Source organism: Streptomyces sp. KM273126, from assembly GCF_004337435.2.
In the GTDB taxonomy this organism is placed as follows: Bacteria; Actinomycetota; Actinomycetes; order Streptomycetales; family Streptomycetaceae; genus Streptomyces; species Streptomyces acidicola.
The window spans coordinates 2,712,372-2,732,878 of the sequence record NZ_SJXB02000001.1 but is presented as its reverse complement, the minus strand read 5'-3'; the positions used below and the strand labels follow the sequence as shown (position 1 = coordinate 2,732,878).

The following is a 20,507-nucleotide window of genomic DNA, read 5'->3' as shown; positions in this document are numbered from 1 at the left end:
TCAGAGTGTGTAGATGGTGACAGAAACGGGCCGTTCCCCGAGCATTGCACGCCTGCCCTTCGCTCACGCTCCCTCGGACGAGTGATTGCGAGGGCGTTTGCCTGCCGTCGACCGAATTCGTGTCACGTCTTCCCCGTGAGCCTCACGCTTCCGACTTCCGGTGCACCCGCGCGACCCAGTCCGCCGGTTTGGCGATCTCCGCCTTGGTCGGCAGGGTGTTCGGGGAGGTCCACACGCGGTTGAATCCGTCCACGCCGACCTGTTCGACGACGGACCGTACGAACCGTTCGCCGTCCTTGTACTGCCTGAGTTTGGCGTCCAGACCCAGCAGCTTGCGCAGGGCGAGATCCAGACGCGAGGCGCCGCGGGCGCGTCGTTGCTGGAACTTCTCGCGGATCTCGCGCACCGACGGCACGACATCCGGGCCCACGCCGTCCATCACGAAGTCCGCGTGGCCCTCCAGCAGGGACATGACCGCGGTGAGGCGGCCGAGGATCTCGCGCTGCGCGGGCGTCTGGACGAGTTCCACGATGGACCGCGAGTCGTCGCCCTCCTCGCCCTCGGGGCGTCCGCCGGCGAGCGACTGTGCGGCCTCCCGGATGCGCTCCAGGACGGTCATGGGGTCCATCTCGGTCTCCCCCAGGAACGACTGGATCTCGCCCTCCAGGTGGTCACGCAGCCAGGGCACCGCCGTGAACTGCGTGCGGTGCGTCTCCTCGTGCAGACACACCCAGAGACGGAAGTCGTGGGGCTCCACGTCGAGTTCCCGCTCCACGTGGACGATGTTCGGCGCGACCAGCAGCAGCCGTCCGCCGCCGTTCGCACCCGCCGGGAGTTCGCGGGTCGCGGGGGCGAAGGTCTCGTACTGGCCGAGGACGCGGGAGGCGAGGAACGACAGCAGCATGCCGAGTTCCACGCCGGTGACCTTGCCGCCGACGGCGCCAAGGACCGCGCCGCCGGGGGTGCCGCTGCGGCGTTCCTGCATCTTGTCGAGCAGCGGTTTGAGGAGTTCCCGGAACCCGGCGACGTTCGCCCGGACCCAGCCCGGGCGGTCGACGACGAGGACGGGGGTGTCGTGGGCCGTCTCGGTGCCCATACGAGTGAAGCCCCGGACGTGTTCCTCCGAGGCCCTGGCGTGTCGGCGCAGCTCGGCGACGACGGCCCTGGCCTCGTCGCGGCTCACCTCGGGGCCCGGCCGCACGAGCCGGGTCGCGGTCGCCACCGCGAGATTCCAGTCGACCATCTCGGCACCACCGATGCGCGTCATGAATCAACCGTACGGGAGCGCTGCCGCTGGGGGCAGGCTGTGAGAGGTGGGTGGGGGGTGCTGGGGTTTTGTGTGTGCGGGTGGGTGTGGCTTGGCCGGGGGGTGGGTGGGGGTGCTGCCGGTTTGAAGCTGCGGGTCGTGTGTGGCTTGTCGCGCCCACGCGGCGGAGCCGCACGATGTCACCGCCCCGCGCCCCTTTGGGTGCGTGGGTGGTGCTGTCCATTGCGGCTGCGGGTCGCCTGTGGCTGGTCGCGCAGTTCCCCGCGCCCCTTGGGGCCTCCGGCTCCCTCCCCCTCCGTTCAGCGGCAGCCGCAAGTCGCCAGGGTCGAGGCCGTGTTGTCCAGGGCCTTTTGGGCGCCTGCGGGGTCCGCTGTTTCTGTTGCCATGAAGGCGAAGGCCAGGAGGCGGCCGTCGGTGTCGACGACTGTGCCTGCGAGGGTGTTCACGCCGGTCAGGGTGCCTGTTTTGGCCCGTACGACGCCGGTGCCGGGTACGTCGTCGGCGTAGCGGGTGCGCAGGGTGCCCGTGAAGCCGGCCACGGGGAGGCCGGTGAGGACCGGGCGGAGTGCGGGGTGGGCCGGGGAGGCCGCCTTGGCGAGGAGGGCGGTGAGGAAGCCTGCCGTCAGGCGGTCGTCGCGGTTCAGACCGCTGCCGTCGGCGAAGCGGGCGCCGTCCAGTGGGAGGCCGAGCCGGTCCAGTTCGGTGCGGATCGCCGTCTCGGCGCCCTCGAAGCTGGCCGGCTCGCCCGCGGCGAGTGCCGTCTGGCGGGCGAGGGCCTCGGCGATGTCGTTGTCGCTGTTGGTCAGCATGCGTTCGACCAGGGTGGACAGGGGCGGGGACTCGACCGTGGCGAGGGGGTCCGCCGTTCCGGAGGCCTTCACGGGAGCGGCGGACTTCGTCCTGACGCCCTGGTCCGCGAGCAGCTTCGCGAACGCGTCGGCCGCGTCCGCCGCCGGGTCCGTGCCGCGGTCCGCCGGGCCGCTGGAGGAGCCGTCGCGGCGGGCCTCGTCGACCATCAGGGCGCTGACGGGCGCGAGGTTGGGGTTCACCCCGATGGGGTGCAGGGCGGGGCCGCTGTACAGCGAGGTGTCGTACGAGAGCGCCACCTCGTCCACGCCGCGCTTCTTCAGAGCGGCGGCCGTGTCGGCGGCGAGGGTGCGCAGGGAGGCGTAACCGTTCGCCTCCTCGTGGGCCGTAAGGGTGGGGTCGCCGCCGCCGACCAGGACCACCTCCTTGGAGCCGGGGTTCAGCACGGTCCGCGTTGCGATGCGGTGGCCGGGGCCGGCCGCCGAGAGCGCGGCGGCGGCGGTGGCGATCTTCGTGGTGGAGGCGGGGGTGAGGGCGTCGTCCGCGCCGGAGCCGTAGAGCATCTCCCCGGTCGTGACGTCGACGACCGCTGCCGTACTGCGGGAGCCCAGCGCGGGGGCGCGCAGGAGGGGAGTGAGGACGTCGGCGAGCGCCTGCTTTGTGGGCGCGGGCATCGAGTTGCCGAGGCCCGTCAGTACGGGGGGCGCGCTCGGGGCCGCCTCGGGCGCCCCCGCGGCGTTACCGGAATCACGGGCGTGATCTGCGCCACCCTCGTGATCGCGCGATGCTGCCCAGTCCCGCTCGGCCGTACGCTGACCCGAGGAGTCCCAGGGACCGGCCGTGGCCACCGCCCCGGCCGACAGGGCCAGGCCGAACGTGGCCGCACCGGCGGTGAGCTGGAGGGTCGTGAGCTTCATGGAGCGCGTCGCGACGGCTCGTGTGCCCTGTACGACGGCTCGCCCGGCGCTTACGACGCGTGGTTTCGCGGCGCGTGCGATCCGCACCGCATACGGCCTCGCGGCTCGCCAGACCTTCGGCTCCGGCATTACCACCAGCCCCTTTCGCGACCACACACCTGCGTGAGGGACACTTAACCACCAGAACTATGTGTTGATCATGGAGGAGCCACCGGTGGAGTTCGACGTCACGATCGAGATCCCGAAGGGTTCGCGCAACAAGTACGAGGTGGACCACGAGACCGGTCGGATCCGCCTGGACCGGCGTCTCTTCACCTCGACCAGCTACCCGGCCGACTACGGCTTCGTCGAGAACACCCTCGGCGAGGACGGCGACCCGCTGGACGCGCTGGTCATCCTGGAGGAGCCGACCTTCCCGGGCTGCCTCATCAAGTGCCGCGCCATCGGCATGTTCCGTATGACGGACGAGGCCGGCGGCGACGACAAGCTGCTGTGCGTCCCGGCGTCCGACCCGCGCGTGGAGCACCTGCGGGACATCCACCACGTCTCCGAGTTCGACCGCCTGGAGATCCAGCACTTCTTCGAGGTCTACAAGGACCTGGAGCCCGGCAAGTCCGTCGAGGGCGCCAACTGGGTGGGCCGCACGGAGGCCGAGACGGAGATCGAGCGGTCGTACAAGCGCTTCGAGGAGCAGGGCGGGCACTGACGACGCCCGGGCTCTTCCCAACGGGCCGCCCGATCCCCGACGGGGAACGGGCGGCCCGTTGGTGTGTCAGCGGTCTGCCGGTACGCATACTGGGGCCGGAGAAGGGAAGGCGTTCGCGGGAGCGGCGCCGGAGATGTCGTGAGAAGGGGCGCGACGGTGACGTACGCGGAGGACCGTAAGCCGCGGTCGGATGCGGCACGGAGTGGGTTCGTGCAACCGACGGGGGGTGCGGCGGCCGACGGGGAGTCGGGGACCACATCCGAGTTCGCGATTCCCGTGGGGCTGGACGTGGCGCCCGTGGCCGCCGAGCCCGAGGGTTCGGCCTTCAGCCCGCCGAGCACCTACAGCTCCGGGCATGCCCCGCCCCACTTCACCCCGCCGTCCGGGATCCCCGTGATCAGGCTGACCAAGGAGCAGCCCTGGCAGGACCGGATGCGCACGATGCTGCGCATGCCGGTGGCCGACCGGCCGGCTCCCGAATCCGTGCACAAGGCGGAGGACGAGCCGGGGCCCGCCATCCCGCGCGTGCTCGACCTCACCCTCCGCATCGGGGAACTGCTGCTCGCGGGCGGTGAGGGCGCCGAGGACGTGGAGGCGGCGATGTTCGCCGTCTGCCGGTCGTACGGGCTCGACCGGTGCGAGCCGAACGTCACGTTCACACTGCTGTCGATCTCGTACCAGCCGTCCCTGGTGGACGACCCCGTGACCGCGTCACGGACCGTGCGCCGCCGGGCCACCGACTACACACGGCTCGCGGCCGTCTTCCGGCTGGTCGACGACCTGAGCGACCCGGAGACCGCGGTCTCCCTGGAGGAGGCGTACGGGCGGCTCGCGGAGATCCGGCGCAACCGGCACCCGTACCCCGGCTGGGTGCTGACCGGCTCCAGCGGGCTCCTCGCGGGCGCGGCCAGCGTCCTGGTCGGCGGTGATGTGATCGTGTTCGTCGCGGCCGCGCTGGGCGCGATGCTCGGCGACCGGCTGGCGTGGCTGTGCGCGGGACGCGGGCTGCCGGAGTTCTACCAGTTCACGGTGGCCGCGATGCCGCCCGCCGCGATCGGGATCGCGCTCACCCTCGCCGGCGTGGACGTGAAGGCGTCCGCGGTGATCACCGGTGGGCTGTTCGCGCTGCTGCCGGGACGCGCCCTGGTGGCGGGCGTGCAGGACGGACTGACCGGCTTCTACATCACCGCGTCCGCGCGGCTCCTGGAGGTCATGTACCTGTACGTCGGCATCGTCGTCGGCGTGCTGCTCGTGCTCTATTTCGGCGTCCAGTTGGGCGCCGAGCTGAGTCCGGACGGGGCGCCGTCGGGGACCGACGGGCGGCCCCTCTGGCAGACCGGCGCCGCCATGCTGCTCGCGCTCACGTTCGCGATACTGCTCCAGCAGGAACGTTCCACCGTGCTGCTGGTGACGCTCAACGGGGGCGTGGCGTGGGTGGTGTACGGCGCGATGCACTACGTGGGCGGGATCTCGCCGGTGGCCTCCACGGCCGTCGCGGCGGGGCTCGTGGGGCTGTTCGGGCAGTTGCTGTCCCGGTACCGGTTCGCCTCCGCGCTGCCGTACACGACGGCGGCGATCGGGCCCCTGTTGCCGGGTTCCGCCACGTATTTCGGGCTGCTCGCGTTCGCCCAGAACGACGTGGACCGGGGTCTCGTGGGCCTGACCAAGGCCGCGGCGCTGGCCATGGCCATCGCGATCGGGGTGAACCTCGGGTCGGAGATCTCGCGGTTGTTCCTGCGGGTCGGCTCCGCCGAGGGGCGGCGGGCGGCTAAGCGGACGCGGGGGTTCTGAACCGGGGGCGCCTGGTAGCTCGGTGCGTTTCGGTGCGTTTGGCGGCTGCGGGTTTGTTGTGGCTTGTCGCGCAGTTCCCCGCGCCCCTTAAAGGACGCGGGGTGCACCTTGGCCGTTCAGTTCTGTGGGTAGTTCTGGCCGTACGGGTACTGCTGCTGTTGCTGCGGGTACTGCTGGGGCTGCTGGCCCTGTTGCGGGTACTGCTGGCCCTGCTGTGCGTACGGCTGGTCCTGCTGGTAGCCGTACGGCTGCTGGGGCTGCTGATTGCCGTACGGCTGCTGGGGCTGCTGATTGCCGTACGGCTGCTGGGGCTGCTGGTTGGCATACGGCTGCTGGGGCTGGTGGTTGCCGTACGGCTGGGGCTCGGCCTGCGGCACTCGGCGCAACTGGGTCGTCGCGTCGTCCATCACCGGCGGGACCGGAGCCTGGTGCTGGGCGGGCGGCTGGTTCTTCTTGGCCTTACGGGCCTTCAGGAGCTCGATGATGATCGGGACGACCGAGAGGAAGACGATCAGGATCAGGATCGCCTCGATGTTCGTACGGACGAACTCGATGCTGCCGAGCCAGGAGCCCAGCAGGGTGACGCCGGCGCCCCAGAGGATGCCGCCGACGATGTTGTAGATCAGGAACGTGCGGTACCGCATGCCGCTGACGCCGGCGATGATCGGCGTGAACGTGCGCACGATGGGCACGAAGCGGGCCAGGACCAGGGACTTCGGGCCGTGCTTCTCGAAGAACTCGTGGGCCTTGGTGACGTTCTCCTGCTTGAACAGGCGTGAGTCCGGCCGCGTGAAGAGCGCGGGGCCCACCTTCTTGCCGAACATGTAGCCCACCTGGTCGCCCACGATCGCGGCGATGCAGATCAGCACGATGGCCAGCCACAGCGGGAAATCCAGCGTCTTCGACGTGATCAGCATGCCCGCCGTGAACAGCAGCGAGTCGCCGGGCAGGAAGAAGCCGATGAGCAGGCCCGACTCGGCGAACACGATCAGGAGCAGGCCCCAGATACCGAACGTGTCGAGCAGGTAGTTCGGATCCAACCAACTTGGTCCGAGAGCAAGCGTCGTCACGTTCCGGGCTCCTGTGGGATGAGGCGTAGTACGAGGCGTATTACGGCGTACAGCTGACCAAAGTTATCAACGGAAGGCGCCCTCGCCAGGTTCCACCGTCTCCTTCAGGATGCACTGTGCCCCCGTTGGGACAAAGCTGTGGGCCATGGGCATCGATGATTACGGCGGTGGCCAGCGTCCCCAGTCGGACGTCCTGGTCGTGACGACGAACGACGTACCCGGACACCGGGTCCAGCAGGTCATCGGCGAGGTCTTCGGGCTGACGGTCCGCTCCCGGCATGTGGGGAGCCAGATCGGCGCCGGTCTGAAGTCGTTGGTCGGCGGCGAACTCAAAGGGCTCACCAAGACGCTCGTTGAAACCCGCAACCAGGCCATGGAACGCCTCGTGGAGCAGGCACGCGCGCGTGGCGCCAACGCCGTACTCATGTTCCGCTTCGACGTCACGGATGCGGCCGACGTGGGCACGGAGGTGTGCGCGTACGGGACTGCGTGCGTGATCGCGCCGGAGTAGGCCGGGCACAGAAGAACGAGTGAACAACGAGTGAGTAAGGGGCGCCCTTCTATGTGGGCGCCCCTTACCTGCGTGTCAGGCTCCGTGCCGGGCCGCGTTCGCCGTGATGGCCTCCTTGAGGTGCTCGGCGAGGCCCGGGCGCATGGAGTCGTAGAACGCCTTGAAACGCTCGTCGGAGACATACATCTCGGCGAGACCGATGTGCATGTCGTACGGACAGTCGTAGAACCACCCACAGATGTGCTGCCGGTGCTCCTCGGCCATGTCCATGGCCGCCTTGCCGGCCGGCGGCTCGCCGGCGGCCATCAGGGCGGTGTAGCGCTCGCCCCAGTCGGCCACCTCGGCCTGCATGCGTTTCCAGTCGTCCTTGGTGTACGAGGCGGCGCGGCGCTGCGTCTCGGCGTATGCCTCGGTGCCGCCCCAGCGCTGCTCCGCCTCCTCGGCGTACTGTTCCGGGTCCTTGTCCCCGAAGACCTCGAACCTCTCCTCGGGGGTGAGATTGATTCCCATCTTGCGTGCCTCCATGGCCTGTTCCACGGCCGCGGCCATCTTCTGCAGCTTCTCGATCCGGGCGGTCAGCAGTTCGTGCTGCCGGCGCAGGTGCGCGCGCGGGTCCGTGTCCGGGTCGTCGAGCAGGGCGGCGACCTCGTCGAGCGGAAAGCCGAGCTCCCGGTAGAACAGGATCTGCTGCAGCCGGTCGAGGTCGGCGTCGCCGTAGCGCCGGTGGCCCGCGTGGCTGCGCTCGCTCGGGACGAGCAGGCCGATGTCGTCGTAGTGGTGCAGGGTGCGCACCGTGACCCCGGCGAAACCGGCGACCTGTCCCACGGAGTAGCTCATAGCCGTCCGCTCCCTTCTTTTCGGTACGCGCTTCAGCCTGGGCCCTCACGCCGCGTGAGGTGCAAGTCCGGCACCCTGGACTTACCGTCGGATGCATGCCCCTGCACCGAGGTGACCTCGCCAAGGACGGCGCGCGCGACCGGCGCACGCGGCGCGTGAACCCCTTCTACGGGGAGGCCAACCCGGTCAGCGGCATGACCGAGGCGCCGCCCACGCACCGGCTCCCGGACGCTCCGCTGGCCCCTTCCACGGCGTACCAGCTGGTCCACGACGAACTCATGCTCGACGGCAACGCGCGGCTGAACCTGGCCACCTTCGTCACCACCTGGATGGAGCCGCAGGCCGACGTCCTGCTGGCCGAGTGCCGGGACAAGAACATGATCGACAAGGACGAGTACCCGCAGACGGCCGAACTGGAGCGGCGGTGCGTGGCGATGCTCGCCGACCTGTGGCACGCACCCGATCCGGGGACGGTCGTGGGCTGTTCGACGACCGGGTCCAGCGAGGCGTGCATGCTCGCCGGGATGGCGCTCAAGCGGAGGTGGGCGCGGCGGAACGCCGACCGGTATCCCGCGAGGGACGTGCGCCCGAATCTCGTGATGGGCGTCAACGTGCAGGTGTGCTGGGACAAGTTCTGCACCTTCTGGGAGGTGGAGTCCCGTCAGGTGCCCATGGAGGGCGACCGGTTCCACCTCGACCCACAGGCCGCGGCCGAGTTGTGCGACGAGAACACGATCGGGGTCGTCGGCATCATGGGGTCGACCTTCGACGGGTCGTACGAGCCGGTCGCCGAGCTGTGCGCGGCGCTGGACCGGCTCCAGGAACGTACAGGCCTGGATGTGCCCGTCCATGTCGACGGCGCCTCGGGAGCCATGATCGCGCCCTTCCTCGACGAGGACCTGTTGTGGGACTTCCGGCTGCCGCGGGTGGTGTCCATCAACACGTCGGGGCACAAGTACGGGCTCGTCTATCCGGGCGTGGGGTGGGCGCTGTGGCGCTCGGCCGCCGAGCTGCCCGACGACCTCGTCTTCCGGGTCAACTACCTGGGCGGCGAGATGCCGACGTTCGCGCTCAACTTCTCGCGTCCGGGCGCCCAGGTGGTCGCGCAGTACTACACGTTCCTGCGGCTCGGCCGCGAGGGCTTCCGGGCGGTGCAGCAGACCACACGGGACGTGGCGCGGGGCCTCGCCGACCGTATCGGGTCGATGGACGACTTCCGGCTCCTCACCCGGGGCGACGAGCTGCCCGTGTTCGCCTTCACCACCGCGCCGGACGTGACCGCGTACGACGTCTTCGACGTGTCCCGGCGGCTGCGCGAGCACGGCTGGCTGGTGCCCGCGTACACCTTCCCGGCGAACCGCGAGGACCTGTCCGTGCTGCGGGTGGTCTGCCGCAACGGCTTCTCCTCCGACCTGGCCGAGCTGCTCCTGGAGGACCTGGGCCGCCTGCTGCCCGAACTGCGCCGCCAGCCGCACCCGCTGATCCGCGACAGGGAGGCGGCCACCGGCTTCCACCACTGAGGGACACATGGGGACCAAGGGGGGACGCCGAGGGGCACCGGGGGCGCGCACCACGCGGCCATCGGCCTCAGCGGTCGTCGCCGGGGTGCCGCTCCCCCGTCGCGTACGGGTTCTCCGCGCCCTCCGTCAGGACGCCGACGAACGGCTCGCCCTCACCCGCGAACGTGTACGCGCCGCCCTCGACACGGGCGATGAGTTCCCGGGTCCACTCGGCGCCCGTGTCGGCGGAGTGGACCCAGAAGTTCATGATCTCGCCGATGTGGCCGAGCGACTCGGGGCCCGCCTCCGGCGTGTAGTACTCGGTGACGGACTTCCGCCACTCCTCGATGGTCCGCACCCGCTCCGCCAGCAACCGCAGCACCTCGGCACGGTCGAGGTCGACCATGAAGCCGAGCGCGGCGGAGAGGACGTCCGGTTTCTGGTCGTACGCGGTGAGGGACTCCCGGAGCAGGGTGAAGTACTCCTGGTCGCCCGCCTCCGTCATCTCGTATTCGGTGCGGGGCGGTCCGCCGGCGGTGGAGGGCGCGATCTCGTGCGCGTGCAGCAGCCCCTGCTTCGCCATCTGTTTCAGGGCGTGGTAGATCGAGCCGGGCTTGGCGTTGGACCACTCGTGCGCGCCCCAGTACTCCAGATCGCTCCGCACCTGGTAGCCGTGGGCCCGCCCGTGCTGGCGCACCGCGCCGAGCACGAGGAGACGGATCGCTGACATGGGGCCAGCGTAGAACCGTTCCTGTGGACTGAGCAGGAGTGGGTCTACTCAGCCGCACGCCCCGAACGGTCTTGGGCGCTCCCCCTGTCCGTGGTCCGATCCCGGGAGGCCGGTTCCCTGACAGCCTGGCCAGATGGGTTCGGCCAGTGGCGGCGGGGAGGCCCCGAACCATCACTCCGGTGGAGCGGGGCCCCGCACGCCGGCGCCGTACCCGGCGTCCCAGACTGCACGATCACCGTAGCCCGAACAGCCCAGGACGCCGCGAGCCCGGAAGCCGACCATCGCACGATCGAGCTAAATCGCCCTTGTATGCGCTCCCCTGCGAGCAGTCAGCAACCCCGGGGCACCGCCCGGCCGGAGCCCTGTTCCGTCCTCAGAACGGGAAGAAACTCCGCCCGTGCTGGACCGAGATCCACTTCTGGGTGGTGAAGGCGTCGATGGTCGTGTCGCCGTTGAGGCGGCCGAGGCCGGAGGACTTCTCGCCGCCGAAGGGGACGAGCGGCTCGTCGTGGACGGTGCCGTCGTTCACGTGGAACATGCCGGTGTCGATCCGCTTGGCGAAGGAGACACCCCGCTCGATGTCGCCGGTGTGGACGGCGCCGCTGAGGCCGTACGGGGTGTCGTTGACGATGCGTACGGCGTCCTCCTCGCCGTCGAACGGGATGAGGAACGCGACCGGGCCGAAAACCTCCTGCCGCAGGAGGGGCGAGTCGATGGGGACGCCCTTGAGGACGGAGGGCTGGACCAGGTTGTCGGTGGTCGTGCCGTGCACCAGCGCCGTGGCGCCCTCGGCGATGGCCTGCTCGACGGTGCCCGAGACGGAGTCCGCCTGCGAGGAGTTGATGACCGGGCCGATGACGGTCTGCGGATCGCGCGGGTCGCCGACCTTCAGGGTCCTGACCTTGGCGACGAACTTCTCGGTGAACTCGGCCTCGACGGAGCGGTCCACCAGCACGCGGTTGGCGGCCATGCACACCTGGCCCTGGTGGACGTACCGGCTGAAGACGGCCGCGTCGACCGCGTAGTCGATGTCCGCGTCGTCGAGGACCACCAGGGCGCTGTTGCCGCCGAGTTCGAGGACCGAGCGCTTGAAGTGCGAGGCGCAGACGGTGGCGACGTGGCGGCCGACCTTGTCGGAGCCGGTGAAGGAGATGACCTTCGGGATCGGGTGCTCGATGAAGGCGTCGCCGATCTCCGCGATGTCGGTGACCACGACGTTGAGCAGACCGCCCGGCAGGCCCGCGTCCTCAAGGATCTTCGCGACCAGGGTGCCGCCCGTGATCGGGGTGTTCTGGTGCGGCTTGAGGACGACCGCGTTGCCGAGGGCGAGGGCGGGGGCCACGGACTTCAGCGACAGCAGGAACGGGAAGTTGAAGGGGCTGATCACGCCCACGACGCCCACCGGCACGCGGTAGAGGCGGTTCTCCTTGCCGTCGGTCGGCGAGGGGATGATGCGGCCCTCGGGACGCAGCGCCAGTTGGATCGACTCGCGCAGGAACTCCTTGACGAGGTGGAGTTCGAAGCCCGCCTTCAGGTGCGTACCGCCGAGCTCGGCGATGATCACCTCGGTGATCTCCTGCTCACGCTCCTCGACCAGGCGGAGGGCCTTCTCGAAGACGGCGCGGCGCGTGTAGGCGTTGGTCTCGGCCCAGGCCTTCTGGGCGGCGGCGGCCGCCTTGTAGGCCTCGTCCACCTCGTCGGCCGTGGCTATCGTGATCGATGCGAGCTTCTCGCCGTCGTACGGATTGAAGTCGATGATGTCCCAGGAGCCCGTGCCCTGGCGCCACTCACCACCGATGTACTGCTGAGCAAGATCGGTGAAGTAGGACGACATGTGATCCCTCAATCCCTTACAGCCGAGGCGGACAGCCCGATCACGCACGATCAGTTACGTCACGAAGTGATCACACGTCATCGTACTTCCGTTTCAAGGGAGTTGGAGAACAACTCGAAAGACCTTGTGAAGGCCCACAGCCTTCATGTGAAGGTTTCAGGACAGCTGGAGCAGTCCCCGGAGCAGATCGCGGCTCTCCTCCGGCGACGGGCTGTCGTGCTGGAGCTGCCGCAGCGCCGTCTCGTACTGGGTGACGTCCTCGCCCTTGTCCAGGTACAGCGCGCTGGTGAGCTGCTCCAGGTAGACGACGTCGGAGAGGTCGGACTCGGGGAAGCTGAGCACCGTGAAGGCGCCACTCTCGCCGGAGTGCCCGCCGAAGCTGAACGGCATGACCTGGAGCCGTACGTTCGGCCGCTCGGAGATGTCGATGAGGTGCTGGAGCTGACCGCGCATCACCTCGCGGTCGCCGTACGGCCGGCGCAGCGCGGCCTCGTCGAGGACGCAGTGGAACTCGGGGGCGTTCTGCGCGAACAGGTACTTCTGGCGCTCCATGCGCAGGGCCACACGCTTTTCGATCTCGGCGTCGCTGCCGTCCTTCATCCCGCGGGCGACGACGGCGTGTGCGTAGGCCTCGGTCTGCAACAGACCGTGGACGAACTGGACTTCGTAGGACCGGATGAGGTGGGCCGCGCCCTCCAGGCCGACGTAGGTGGGGAACCAGCTCGGGAGAACGTCCGAATAACTGTGCCACCAGCCCGCGACGTTGGCTTCCTTGGCGAGGGAGAGGAGGGACTCGCGCTCCTGATCGTCCGTGACGCCGTACAACGTCAGCAGGTCCTCGACGTCACGCGCCTTGAAGCTCACTCGCCCCAGCTCCATACGGCTGATTTTCGACTCCGACGCCCTGATGGAGTACCCGGCCTTCTCGCGGGTGATCCCCTGCGCCTCGCGCAACCGCCTGAGATGCGAGCCCAGCAGCATGCGTCTCACCACCGACCCACTTGATTCACCGGCGCCCACGTTCGTCCAGCCTCCCCAAGTCTCCAGAGGCCGAAGTCTGCCACTAAACCACTTCGATCCGCACTCGTGCGGTTACAGAAATGGAAAGTCTCAGAGCGCGGACCACGGGAAAGGATCGGTCAGGGTCCGCCGCGGGGGAAGAAGGCGACAGAAGAACGACGGAAGAAACAAGCAGGAAGCGGTACTTCCAGGTCCATTTCAGGCGCGTGCACGTGCATCTGCCCTTGCATCTGCCTTGCGCATCAGAAACCATGGTCCCGCGCCACCGCTGCATCGCAACGACCGCGAAGACCCGGGAGTGCCTCGCATGGGGATGAATGGATCAACCATGCTCGAACCCTTACGACAGGGACTTCCCCCGCTCGACCCCTCCACCGTGTCCAGCGCCGCGTCCTGCGCCCTGCCCGCCCGCTACGAAGCGGTGCGCGAGGCAAGACAGTTCACTCGCGGCACGCTGAACCAGTGGGATGTGGACGACCGCTTCGACGACGTCTGCCTGGTGGTCTCCGAACTCGTCACCAACGCGCTGCGGCACGGGCTTCCCGCGAACAACCCGCGCACGGCGAGCCAGGAACCGCCCGTGCGGCTGCACTTGATGCGGTGGACCGAGCGGCTGGTGTGCGCGGTGCGGGACCCGAGCCATGACACCCCGGTCGCCCGCGAGACGGAGGACTTCGCGGCGGAGTCGGGGCGGGGCCTGTTCCTCGTCGACTCCTTCGCCGACAGCTGGGGCTGGCACCCTTCCCCGAGCCCGCAACCGGGTGCGAGCAGGGGAGGCTCCAACGGTTCCAGCGGCTCCAACGGTTCCAACGGGAGCGCGTTCGGCGGCAAGGTGGTCTGGGCGCTGTTCCGGCTGCGCACGGAGCCACGGGACCCACTGGCGGACCTGGCCGAGTAACGAACCGCGGCGTTCTTCGATGTCGCGGTTCTACGCGCGTCGCGGACTGCGACCAGGTAGTAACCCTTGGTAACCTTCAGCCGCCGACCAGATGGTCGAACTCGCCGTCCTTGACGCCGAGAAGCATCGCCTCTATCTCGGCGCGCGTATAGACGAGTGCGGGCCCGTCAGGGAACCGCGAGTTCCGCACGGCCACGTCACCGCCGGGCAGGCGGGCGAACTCCACGCAGGAACCCTGCGAGTTGCTGTGCCGGCTCTTCTGCCAGGCCACCCCGTGCAGCTCCTTCGCTGCCATGCCGTTGTACACGTCGTCCACGCCGTACACGTCGCGGTCCACAGGTCGCTCCCCGGGTGGTGCATGGGCTGATGTGACCCCTGCTTCAGTGGTCAACTGCTCCGGATCATAGCTTCGTTCACGTGCTGATGCATGAGCGGTTGCACGGGCAGATGCACGTGCACGCGGGGTGTTCCTGCGGTTACACCTTCAACGGTCTGTCAACGGTCTGAAATGTTGTCCCCGCAATAGTTGTGACGTACGGCAGGGCAATCGTGTTCCATCCTCGGACAGGTTCATGGGCCGGATTCACTGCTGAGGGTGCGCAAGGCGTCCTGGTGAGGCCGGTGAGGTGAGTGTGCCCTGAGTGCCCGGGTGCCCCAGTGCCCCAGTGCCCCAGTGCCCCGATGGTGTTCTCCCTGTGAGCGCAGGGAGAACGGCCTGGAGGCGCCTGGTAGCTTGCGGCTGTCGTTGCAGCGACACCTCAGGCCCACATCCGTTGGGAGACTCCAGTGACTACGGCGACTTCTGCGACCACGGCGGCCCTTCCGCGTCGACGGGTGCGTATCGCCGCCGCGGCGGCCGGGCTGGCGGCCGCGCTCGTACTGACCGCGTGCGGCGGTGACGGGTCCGACGGCGACAACGGCGGCGACGGCGGCGACTCCACGGACAAGGCGTCGTCGGCGGCGCCCAGCGCGACCGAGACGTCGGACACGGGTGGCGGCTCCGGGAGCTCCGGGGCGCAGTCCGAGCTGGCGGGCAGCTGGGTGGCGACGACACAGGGCAAGGCCGTCGCGCTGATCGTGACGGGCGTGGATGCCTCGGTCTTCGACACCGGCGGGTCCGTCTGCAGCGGCTCGGCCAAGGAGGAGTCGGGCATGCAGATGATCCGCCTCACGTGCCCGGACGGCGGCGACGACCGCACCGTGGGCATGGTCGACTCCGTGAGCGCCGAGTCCCTCACCGTCACGTGGGAGAGCGGCGTCGGCAAGGAGACGTACCAGAAGGCCCCGGGCGGGAAACTGCCGTCGGAGCTGTCATCGGGGCTGCCGACGGCCGGCCTGGGTTCCTGAGCCGGGCCGGCCGGCCTGACGTCGTCGCCCCGCCCGGGACGTAAACCCCGCCTGGGGGACGTAAACGCCACCCGGGGGACGTGCACGCGGCACACCGCGTGATGATTCTCGAAACACCGACGCACCATTGCACTACCGCGGTGTCACGACACCCCAGTGTCACGACACCGCACTACCGCATCACCGCACCACCGTCACGAACCCCGGGGGAACCCCATGCGCACCACGCCCGTAGCCGTCACCGCCGCCCTCGTCGCGGCCCTCACGCTGACCGCCTGCAGCGGCGAGAGCGGCGACGACACCGCGAAGAGCTCCACGGACTCCACGAGCACCGCGGACTCCGCGAACGGCAAGTCCACCGCGTGCAAGGCCGACCAGTTCGGCATCGATTTCGGGCCCAGCAGCGCCGCCCCGGCCGCCGGTGACACGGGCACCATCCCGGTCACCCTGACCAACCAGGGCGCCTCCTGCACCCTGGACGGCATCCCCGACGCCGACGTGTACGCCGGCGGCACCTCCTGGGCCGTCAGCCCGGACAAGGCCGCGACGGCGACGAAGCTGACCATGGCCAAGGACCAGGCGGTGACGTTCACGATCACGTACGTACGCGGGGTCGCCGGCGATGCGAAGAAGGCCGCCGCCGTGGACACGGTGAAGTTCACGCTGCCCGGCGACAGCGCGCAGCAGAGCTACAAGTGGCCCGACGCGGAGGTGGCCGTGAAGTCCGGGGACCAGCTGGACATGACGGTGGGGCCGTTCCTGCCGGCGGGCGACTGAGGCACTCAGTAACCGGGGCACTCGGTAACTGAGGCTCTCAGCGAGGGCCGCGTTCAGGGGTTCAGTGGGGACCGTGCCCTGACCTGGGCGCGGTCCGCCGCCGCGGTGCCCTCCTGCCAACCCGCGGCGTCGCTCACCCCGCGCATGCGGGTGGTGGCCGTCTCCGGGAACAGGCGTGTGACCCGCTCGCGGACGGCCACGTCACGGGCGGCGAGGACGGGCAGCAGCTCCCCCCGCTCCCCCGCCCCGGCCGCCTGATCCCTCTGCTCCTCGGCGACCGCCGCCAGACGGTCACCCGTCCTGTGGGCGTACGCGGCGAGGAACGACTGCCGGAACGTCTTCGTACGCTTGCGTCCGCCCGCTCGCTGTGCCGCCTCCGCCTTCGTCATCGCGGTCGTCGCCTGCACGAGGAGCGAGGTGTAGAGCAGCTCGACCACCTCCAGGTCGGGCTCGAAGCCGACGACCGTGGAGAAGCCCAGAGCCTCGTTCCACACGGCCTGGCAGCGGTTCGCTGCGGCGACCGCGTCGAGGAGTACCGCCTTGGCGGTCTCGTACGGCGGATCGACGCCGATCCGGCAGGCGCCGGGGCTGTTCCCGTCGTGCTCCCTGGCCGCGAGCAGCGCCTCGTCGATGCTGTGCCGCGCCATCAGCTCCTGCGCCTTCGCGCTGAGCGCCTCCGCCTCCTCCGGGAACCCGGTGGCCTCCGCCTTGGCCAGGAGGCCGCGGATGCGGGAGAGCATGCGGGCGTCTCCGCGCGGCCGGTCCTGGGGCTTTCCCGGCGCGTCGAGCGGCTCCAGGGCGGGCAGGCGCAGGAGCAGGCGGTACAGCTCCAGTACGGCTGTCGCGTGCGAGAAGCGGTCGGTGCGCGGGGGTCCGGACTCTGCTGCCCCGACCCCGAGCTCGTCGAGCTGGGCAGCCCAGCGGGGGTTCGGGGGCTGCCGGTTCTCGTCGAGGATCAGGCGGGAGACGAGTCGTACGTGCACGTCGTCCAGCTCGTGCCGCACGATCCGTACGACGTCGGCGGGCTGCCAGCCGCGCCGCCAGGCCGTGGCGACGAACTCCCGGCCTCGGCGGGCGAGTTCGGGGTCTGCCGTGGGGTCGGCGGCGAGCAGGGAGGCGCCCGTGTCGAGGGCCGCGTCGCTGTCGGCGTAGAGGGCGGCCTCGAAAGCTCGTTCCACCGCGCTGCTGGTCGTACTCACCCGTCGATCGTGCCACGGGGGCGGCGCCGCCCGGCCGGGTAGGCCTGGCCCTACCTCCGAGACGCCCTCCAGTGGTCGTGTGCGCGGGGCGGGGGGACGGTTCGCTGGGGGCATGACCACGACAGACGTAGCAAGAGCATCGGCCGCTTCAGCAGCCCCGTCGGAGGCCCCGTCGGCGGCCGTACGCATCCGGTCCCTGCGCCGTTCGTACGGCGACGTCACCGCGCTCGACGGCGTCGACCTGGACTTCGCGGCCGGGACCTTCACCGCGGTGATGGGGCCGTCGGGGTCGGGGAAGTCGACGCTGCTCCAGTGCGCCGCCGGGCTGGACCGGCCGACCTCCGGCACGGTGGCGGTCGACGGCACCGACCTGGCCGGGCTGAGCGAGCGGCGGCTGACGTTGCTGCGGCGGGAGCGGATCGGGTTCGTCTTCCAGGCCTTCAACCTCCTGCCCTCCCTGACCGCCGCCCAGAACGTGGCCCTGCCCCTGCGCCTGGCCGGACGGCGCCCTTCGCGCGCGGCGGTGCGCCATGCGCTGGCCCGGGTCGGGCTGGCCGAACGTGCCGGGCACCGGCCGGCGCAGTTGTCCGGCGGGCAGCAGCAGCGGGTGGCCCTGGCGCGGGCGCTGATCACGCGCCCGGCTGTGCTGTTCGGGGACGAGCCGACGGGTGCGCTGGACACGACGACGAGCCGTGAAGTGCTCGTGCTGCTGCGGAGGTTGGTGGACCGGGAGGGGCAGACGACGGTCATGGTGACCCATGACCCGGTGGCGGCCGCGCACGCGGACCGGGTGGTGTTCCTGGTCGACGGGCGCCCGCACGGGGAACTGGCCGGGGCGTCGGCGGAGCGGGTGGCCGCGTACATGGCCGGACTGGAGCAGGTCGCGTCCGGTGGTGGGCGGGCTGTGGCTGTGGCTGTGGCTGCGGAGCGTGCGGCGTGCTGACTGTGGTGGTTTCGTCCCTGCGGACGCGGTGGACCTCGCTGTTCGGCTCGTTCGTCGCCGTGGCGCTCGGGGTCGGGGTGATGGCGGCGATGGGACTCGGCCTCGCCGAGACGTTCGACGCGCCCGAGCGGGAGCCGCGGCGCTTCGCGTCCTCGCCGGTCGTCGTGATGGGCCGGGACACGCTGACGGTGGAGGTGCGGCGGGGGCCGGACACGGCCCATGTGACGAAGAAGCTGGCGCATCCACACCCTGTGGACGCTCGTCTGGTCGCCGACCTGCGGGAACTGGGACGGGTCCGGACGGACGGGGCGACCCGGGACGCGGTGGGCGTTGACGCGGTGGGTGTGGACGCGCCGGTCGCGGCGGTGCGCGAGGTGGTCGGTGACCGGGCCCGCGTCCTCACGGGTGACGACCGCCGACAGGCCGATCCGTCGTTCGAGCAGGATGCGGAGGCGCTGGTGGCGGTCAACTCGCTGCTGGGCACGGCGGCCGGGGTCACCGCCTTCGTCTCCGTGTTCGTGACGGCGTCCGCCTTCGCCTTCGTGGTGGCGTTGCGGAGGCGGGAGTTCGGGCTGCTGCGGATGGCGGGCGCGACGCCGGGGCAGGTGCGGCGGGTGCTGCTCGGTGAGGCGCTGGCGGTCGGGGTCGTGGCGTCGGCGGCGGGCTGCGCGTTGGGGGCGTGGGGAGCGCCGCTGCTGGTCCGGGAGTTGGTGGACGGCGGGGTCGCGCCGTCGTGGTTCGCGCTCCGGGGTGGGGTGACCTGGCCGTACCACGTCGCCTTCTGGACCGGTGTGTCGGTGGCCCTCTCCGGCGCTTGGGCGGCGGCATGGCGCGCCGGGCGGACCGGTCCGGTCGCGGCGCTGCGCGAGGCGTCCGTGGACACGGGGGCGCTGCCGTGGTTCCGGCGGGCGGTCGGTGTCGTCCTGCTGGCCGGCGGGCTCGGCCTGCTGGCCTGGAAGGCGGGGACGGATCCGGCCGACCTGCTGAAGCGCAAGACGTACACGACCCAGCCGATGCTCCTGATCACGGCGGTGGCCGCGCTGGCTCCCCTGCTCGTCCGGCCGGCCGTGCGCCTGCTGGTGCTGCCGCTGCGGCCGGTACGGGGTTCCGGCGCGACCGGGCTCCTGGTGCGCGAGAACGCGGCCGCGTCGGTACGGCGGACCGCTGCCGTGGCCGCGCCGGTGCTGGTGACGGTCGCGCTGGCGGGTTCGCTGCTGGGGTCGGCGTCGACGGTGGCGGCGGCCAAGAGCGCGGAGGCACGGGAGCGGACGCGGGCGGATGTCGTGGTCACGGGTGAGGACCTCGGGGCCGTGCAGCACTTTCGGGACTTGCGGGGCTTGCGGGGCTTGAGCGCTCGGCAGTTGGCGGGATCGGCCGTCTCCCCGTCGGCCTCGACAGCCGTGTACGTCCGGGAGGAGGGCGCCGCGCTCGTCCGGTCCGACGCGCGGGCCGTGTCCGATGTGGCGGCGTTCGCGGCGGTGTCGCGGCTGCCGGTGGCCGCCGGGGACGTACGCGACCTCGACGACCGCTCGATCGTGGTGAACGAGGAGTGGGAACGGCACGAGGTGGGCGCGTGGGTACGGGTGTGGCTCGGCGACGGGCGGCCGGCGCGGTTGCGGATCGTCGCCGTACTCGCGCAGGGCACCGGCGACAACGGCGCGTACGTGACGACGGCGAACGCGCCCGGGGTTCGGGTGGACCGGCTGGAGGTGCGGGCGGGGCGCGGTGCGGACCGGTCGGCGATCGTGGCTGCCCTGCGGTCCGGGGCCGGTGCGGAGAGTGGCGTGCCGGGAGGCGGGGTCCAGGTGCTGTCGGCCGACGAGTGGCTGGCCACCACCCGGCCGGGCACCGGCGCGCAGACCAGGCTGGGGCTCTTCGTCGTCCTGGGCATCGCCCTCGTGTACGCCGGGATCGCGCTCGCCGGAACGCTGTTGATGGCCACGTCGGCCCGGGACACCGAACTGCGGGCCCTGCGGCTGGCGGGTGCCACCCGGGGACAGGTGCTCGGCGCGGTCGTGGGCGAGACGCTCCTGGCGGTCGCCGTGGGAGCGGGGCTGGGGCTGGCCGTCACGGCGGTGAACCTGGCCGGGCTGGGTTCGGCGCTCGCGCGCTTGTCGGCGCCGGTGGCGGTGGATGTGCCGTGGGGGTGATCGGCGGGTGTGCGGGGGCGTGCGCGGTGATCGCGGGAGTGACGGCGGGGGTTGCGACGGTCGTACGGATGCGGGCGGCGAAGGCGTGAGGCCGCGTCAGCCCCGCGTGCTCCCCTTCACCCGCACCGTCTCGTCAGCGGCACCTGCGCCTCACCTGCGCCGTCCCCTCACCCGCGGCGTCCCGTTCCGCGAAACTCGGTCGAC

At 70.5% G+C, this 20,507-nt stretch carries 17 protein-coding genes and 1 pseudogene; 9 read left to right on the top strand and 9 right to left on the bottom strand.

Going from position 1 to position 20,507, the window contains the following annotated elements; translation table 11 throughout:
• Nucleotides 1-142 precede the first annotated feature (142 nt).
• Complete coding sequence (locus E0500_RS11760; protein WP_131564159.1) at nucleotides 143-1,267, bottom strand: zinc-dependent metalloprotease; 1,125 nt, start codon at nucleotides 1,265-1,267, stop codon at nucleotides 143-145.
• Nucleotides 1,268-1,566: 299 nt separating this feature from the next.
• Nucleotides 1,567-3,126: a D-alanyl-D-alanine carboxypeptidase/D-alanyl-D-alanine-endopeptidase gene (gene dacB, locus E0500_RS11755; protein ID WP_181586959.1), complete on the bottom strand. Its 1,560-nt coding sequence runs from the start codon at nucleotides 3,124-3,126 to the stop codon at nucleotides 1,567-1,569.
• 79 nt (nucleotides 3,127-3,205) lie between these two features.
• Here dacB and E0500_RS11750 point away from each other — a divergent pair, with 79 nt between their 5' ends.
• Nucleotides 3,206-3,697, top strand: a complete 492-nt coding sequence (locus tag E0500_RS11750; protein ID WP_131565071.1) for an inorganic diphosphatase — start codon at nucleotides 3,206-3,208, stop codon at nucleotides 3,695-3,697.
• Nucleotides 3,698-3,853: 156 nt separating this feature from the next.
• Nucleotides 3,854-5,488 (top strand): threonine/serine exporter ThrE family protein, encoded by a 1,635-nt coding sequence (locus E0500_RS11745; RefSeq protein WP_131565079.1) that lies wholly within the window; start codon nucleotides 3,854-3,856, stop codon nucleotides 5,486-5,488.
• A 116-nt stretch (nucleotides 5,489-5,604) separates the two neighbouring features.
• Here E0500_RS11745 and E0500_RS11740 read toward each other — a convergent pair whose 3' ends face one another.
• Nucleotides 5,605-6,558 carry a VTT domain-containing protein gene (locus E0500_RS11740; RefSeq protein WP_131565069.1) on the bottom strand — a complete coding sequence of 318 codons (954 nt, stop codon included), beginning with the start codon at nucleotides 6,556-6,558 and terminating at the stop codon, nucleotides 5,605-5,607.
• A gap of 145 nt (nucleotides 6,559-6,703) precedes the next feature.
• Here E0500_RS11740 and E0500_RS11735 point away from each other — a divergent pair, with 145 nt between their 5' ends.
• Nucleotides 6,704-7,069 carry a YbjQ family protein gene (locus E0500_RS11735; protein WP_131565067.1) on the top strand — a complete coding sequence of 122 codons (366 nt, stop codon included), beginning with the start codon at nucleotides 6,704-6,706 and terminating at the stop codon, nucleotides 7,067-7,069.
• Nucleotides 7,070-7,144: 75 nt separating this feature from the next.
• Here E0500_RS11735 and E0500_RS11730 read toward each other — a convergent pair whose 3' ends face one another.
• Complete coding sequence (locus E0500_RS11730; protein WP_131565065.1) at nucleotides 7,145-7,906, bottom strand: MerR family transcriptional regulator; 762 nt, start codon at nucleotides 7,904-7,906, stop codon at nucleotides 7,145-7,147.
• Between the two features lie 95 nt (nucleotides 7,907-8,001).
• On the opposite strand from E0500_RS11730, the gene E0500_RS11725 reads away from it, so the two are divergent.
• On the top strand, nucleotides 8,002-9,426 hold the full coding sequence (locus E0500_RS11725) for a glutamate decarboxylase (protein ID WP_131565063.1): 1,425 nt from the start codon (nucleotides 8,002-8,004) through the stop codon (nucleotides 9,424-9,426).
• A 67-nt stretch (nucleotides 9,427-9,493) separates the two neighbouring features.
• Here E0500_RS11725 and E0500_RS11720 read toward each other — a convergent pair whose 3' ends face one another.
• The 3 genes from E0500_RS11720 to E0500_RS11710 all read right to left on the bottom strand — a co-directional run bounded on the left by E0500_RS11720 (nucleotide 9,494) and on the right by E0500_RS11710 (nucleotide 12,950).
• On the bottom strand, nucleotides 9,494-10,135 hold the full coding sequence (locus E0500_RS11720; RefSeq protein WP_131565061.1) for a PadR family transcriptional regulator: 642 nt from the start codon (nucleotides 10,133-10,135) through the stop codon (nucleotides 9,494-9,496).
• A gap of 373 nt (nucleotides 10,136-10,508) precedes the next feature.
• Nucleotides 10,509-11,969, bottom strand: coding sequence for an aldehyde dehydrogenase family protein (locus tag E0500_RS11715; protein ID WP_131565059.1), 1,461 nt, complete (start codon nucleotides 11,967-11,969; stop codon nucleotides 10,509-10,511).
• Between the two features lie 156 nt (nucleotides 11,970-12,125).
• Complete coding sequence (locus tag E0500_RS11710; protein WP_131565057.1) at nucleotides 12,126-12,950, bottom strand: helix-turn-helix transcriptional regulator; 825 nt, start codon at nucleotides 12,948-12,950, stop codon at nucleotides 12,126-12,128.
• A gap of 367 nt (nucleotides 12,951-13,317) precedes the next feature.
• Here E0500_RS11710 and E0500_RS11705 point away from each other — a divergent pair, with 367 nt between their 5' ends.
• The gene (locus E0500_RS11705) at nucleotides 13,318-13,887 is read left to right on the top strand and encodes an ATP-binding protein (RefSeq protein ID WP_258572749.1); all 570 of its coding nucleotides are present in this window, start codon (nucleotides 13,318-13,320) and stop codon (nucleotides 13,885-13,887) included.
• Between the two features lie 76 nt (nucleotides 13,888-13,963).
• Here E0500_RS11705 and E0500_RS11700 read toward each other — a convergent pair whose 3' ends face one another.
• A complete protein-coding gene (locus E0500_RS11700; RefSeq protein ID WP_131565054.1) occupies nucleotides 13,964-14,224 on the bottom strand; it encodes a DUF397 domain-containing protein in 261 nt (86 codons plus the stop codon).
• Between the two features lie 449 nt (nucleotides 14,225-14,673).
• Between E0500_RS11700 and E0500_RS11695 the strand changes: the two genes are divergently transcribed.
• Together E0500_RS11695 and E0500_RS11690 are read left to right on the top strand one after the other, a co-directional pair.
• Nucleotides 14,674-15,234 (top strand): hypothetical protein, encoded by a 561-nt coding sequence (locus tag E0500_RS11695; protein WP_131565052.1) that lies wholly within the window; start codon nucleotides 14,674-14,676, stop codon nucleotides 15,232-15,234.
• 216 nt (nucleotides 15,235-15,450) lie between these two features.
• Entirely contained in the window at nucleotides 15,451-16,011 is a 561-nt protein-coding gene (locus E0500_RS11690; protein ID WP_131565050.1) for a DUF4232 domain-containing protein, read from the top strand.
• 53 nt (nucleotides 16,012-16,064) lie between these two features.
• Here E0500_RS11690 and E0500_RS11685 read toward each other — a convergent pair whose 3' ends face one another.
• Nucleotides 16,065-17,210, bottom strand: a complete 1,146-nt coding sequence (locus E0500_RS11685) for a DUF2786 domain-containing protein (RefSeq protein WP_309505031.1) — start codon at nucleotides 17,208-17,210, stop codon at nucleotides 16,065-16,067.
• 112 nt (nucleotides 17,211-17,322) lie between these two features.
• On the opposite strand from E0500_RS11685, the gene E0500_RS11680 reads away from it, so the two are divergent.
• Nucleotides 17,323-18,153 carry an ABC transporter ATP-binding protein gene (locus tag E0500_RS11680; protein WP_131565046.1) on the top strand — a complete coding sequence of 277 codons (831 nt, stop codon included), beginning with the start codon at nucleotides 17,323-17,325 and terminating at the stop codon, nucleotides 18,151-18,153.
• Nucleotides 18,147-20,392 (top strand): annotated as a pseudogene (locus E0500_RS44940) (FtsX-like permease family protein). Before E0500_RS11680 ends, E0500_RS44940 begins: the two are co-directional and overlap by 7 nt.
• The last annotated feature ends 115 nt before the right edge of the window (nucleotides 20,393-20,507 follow it).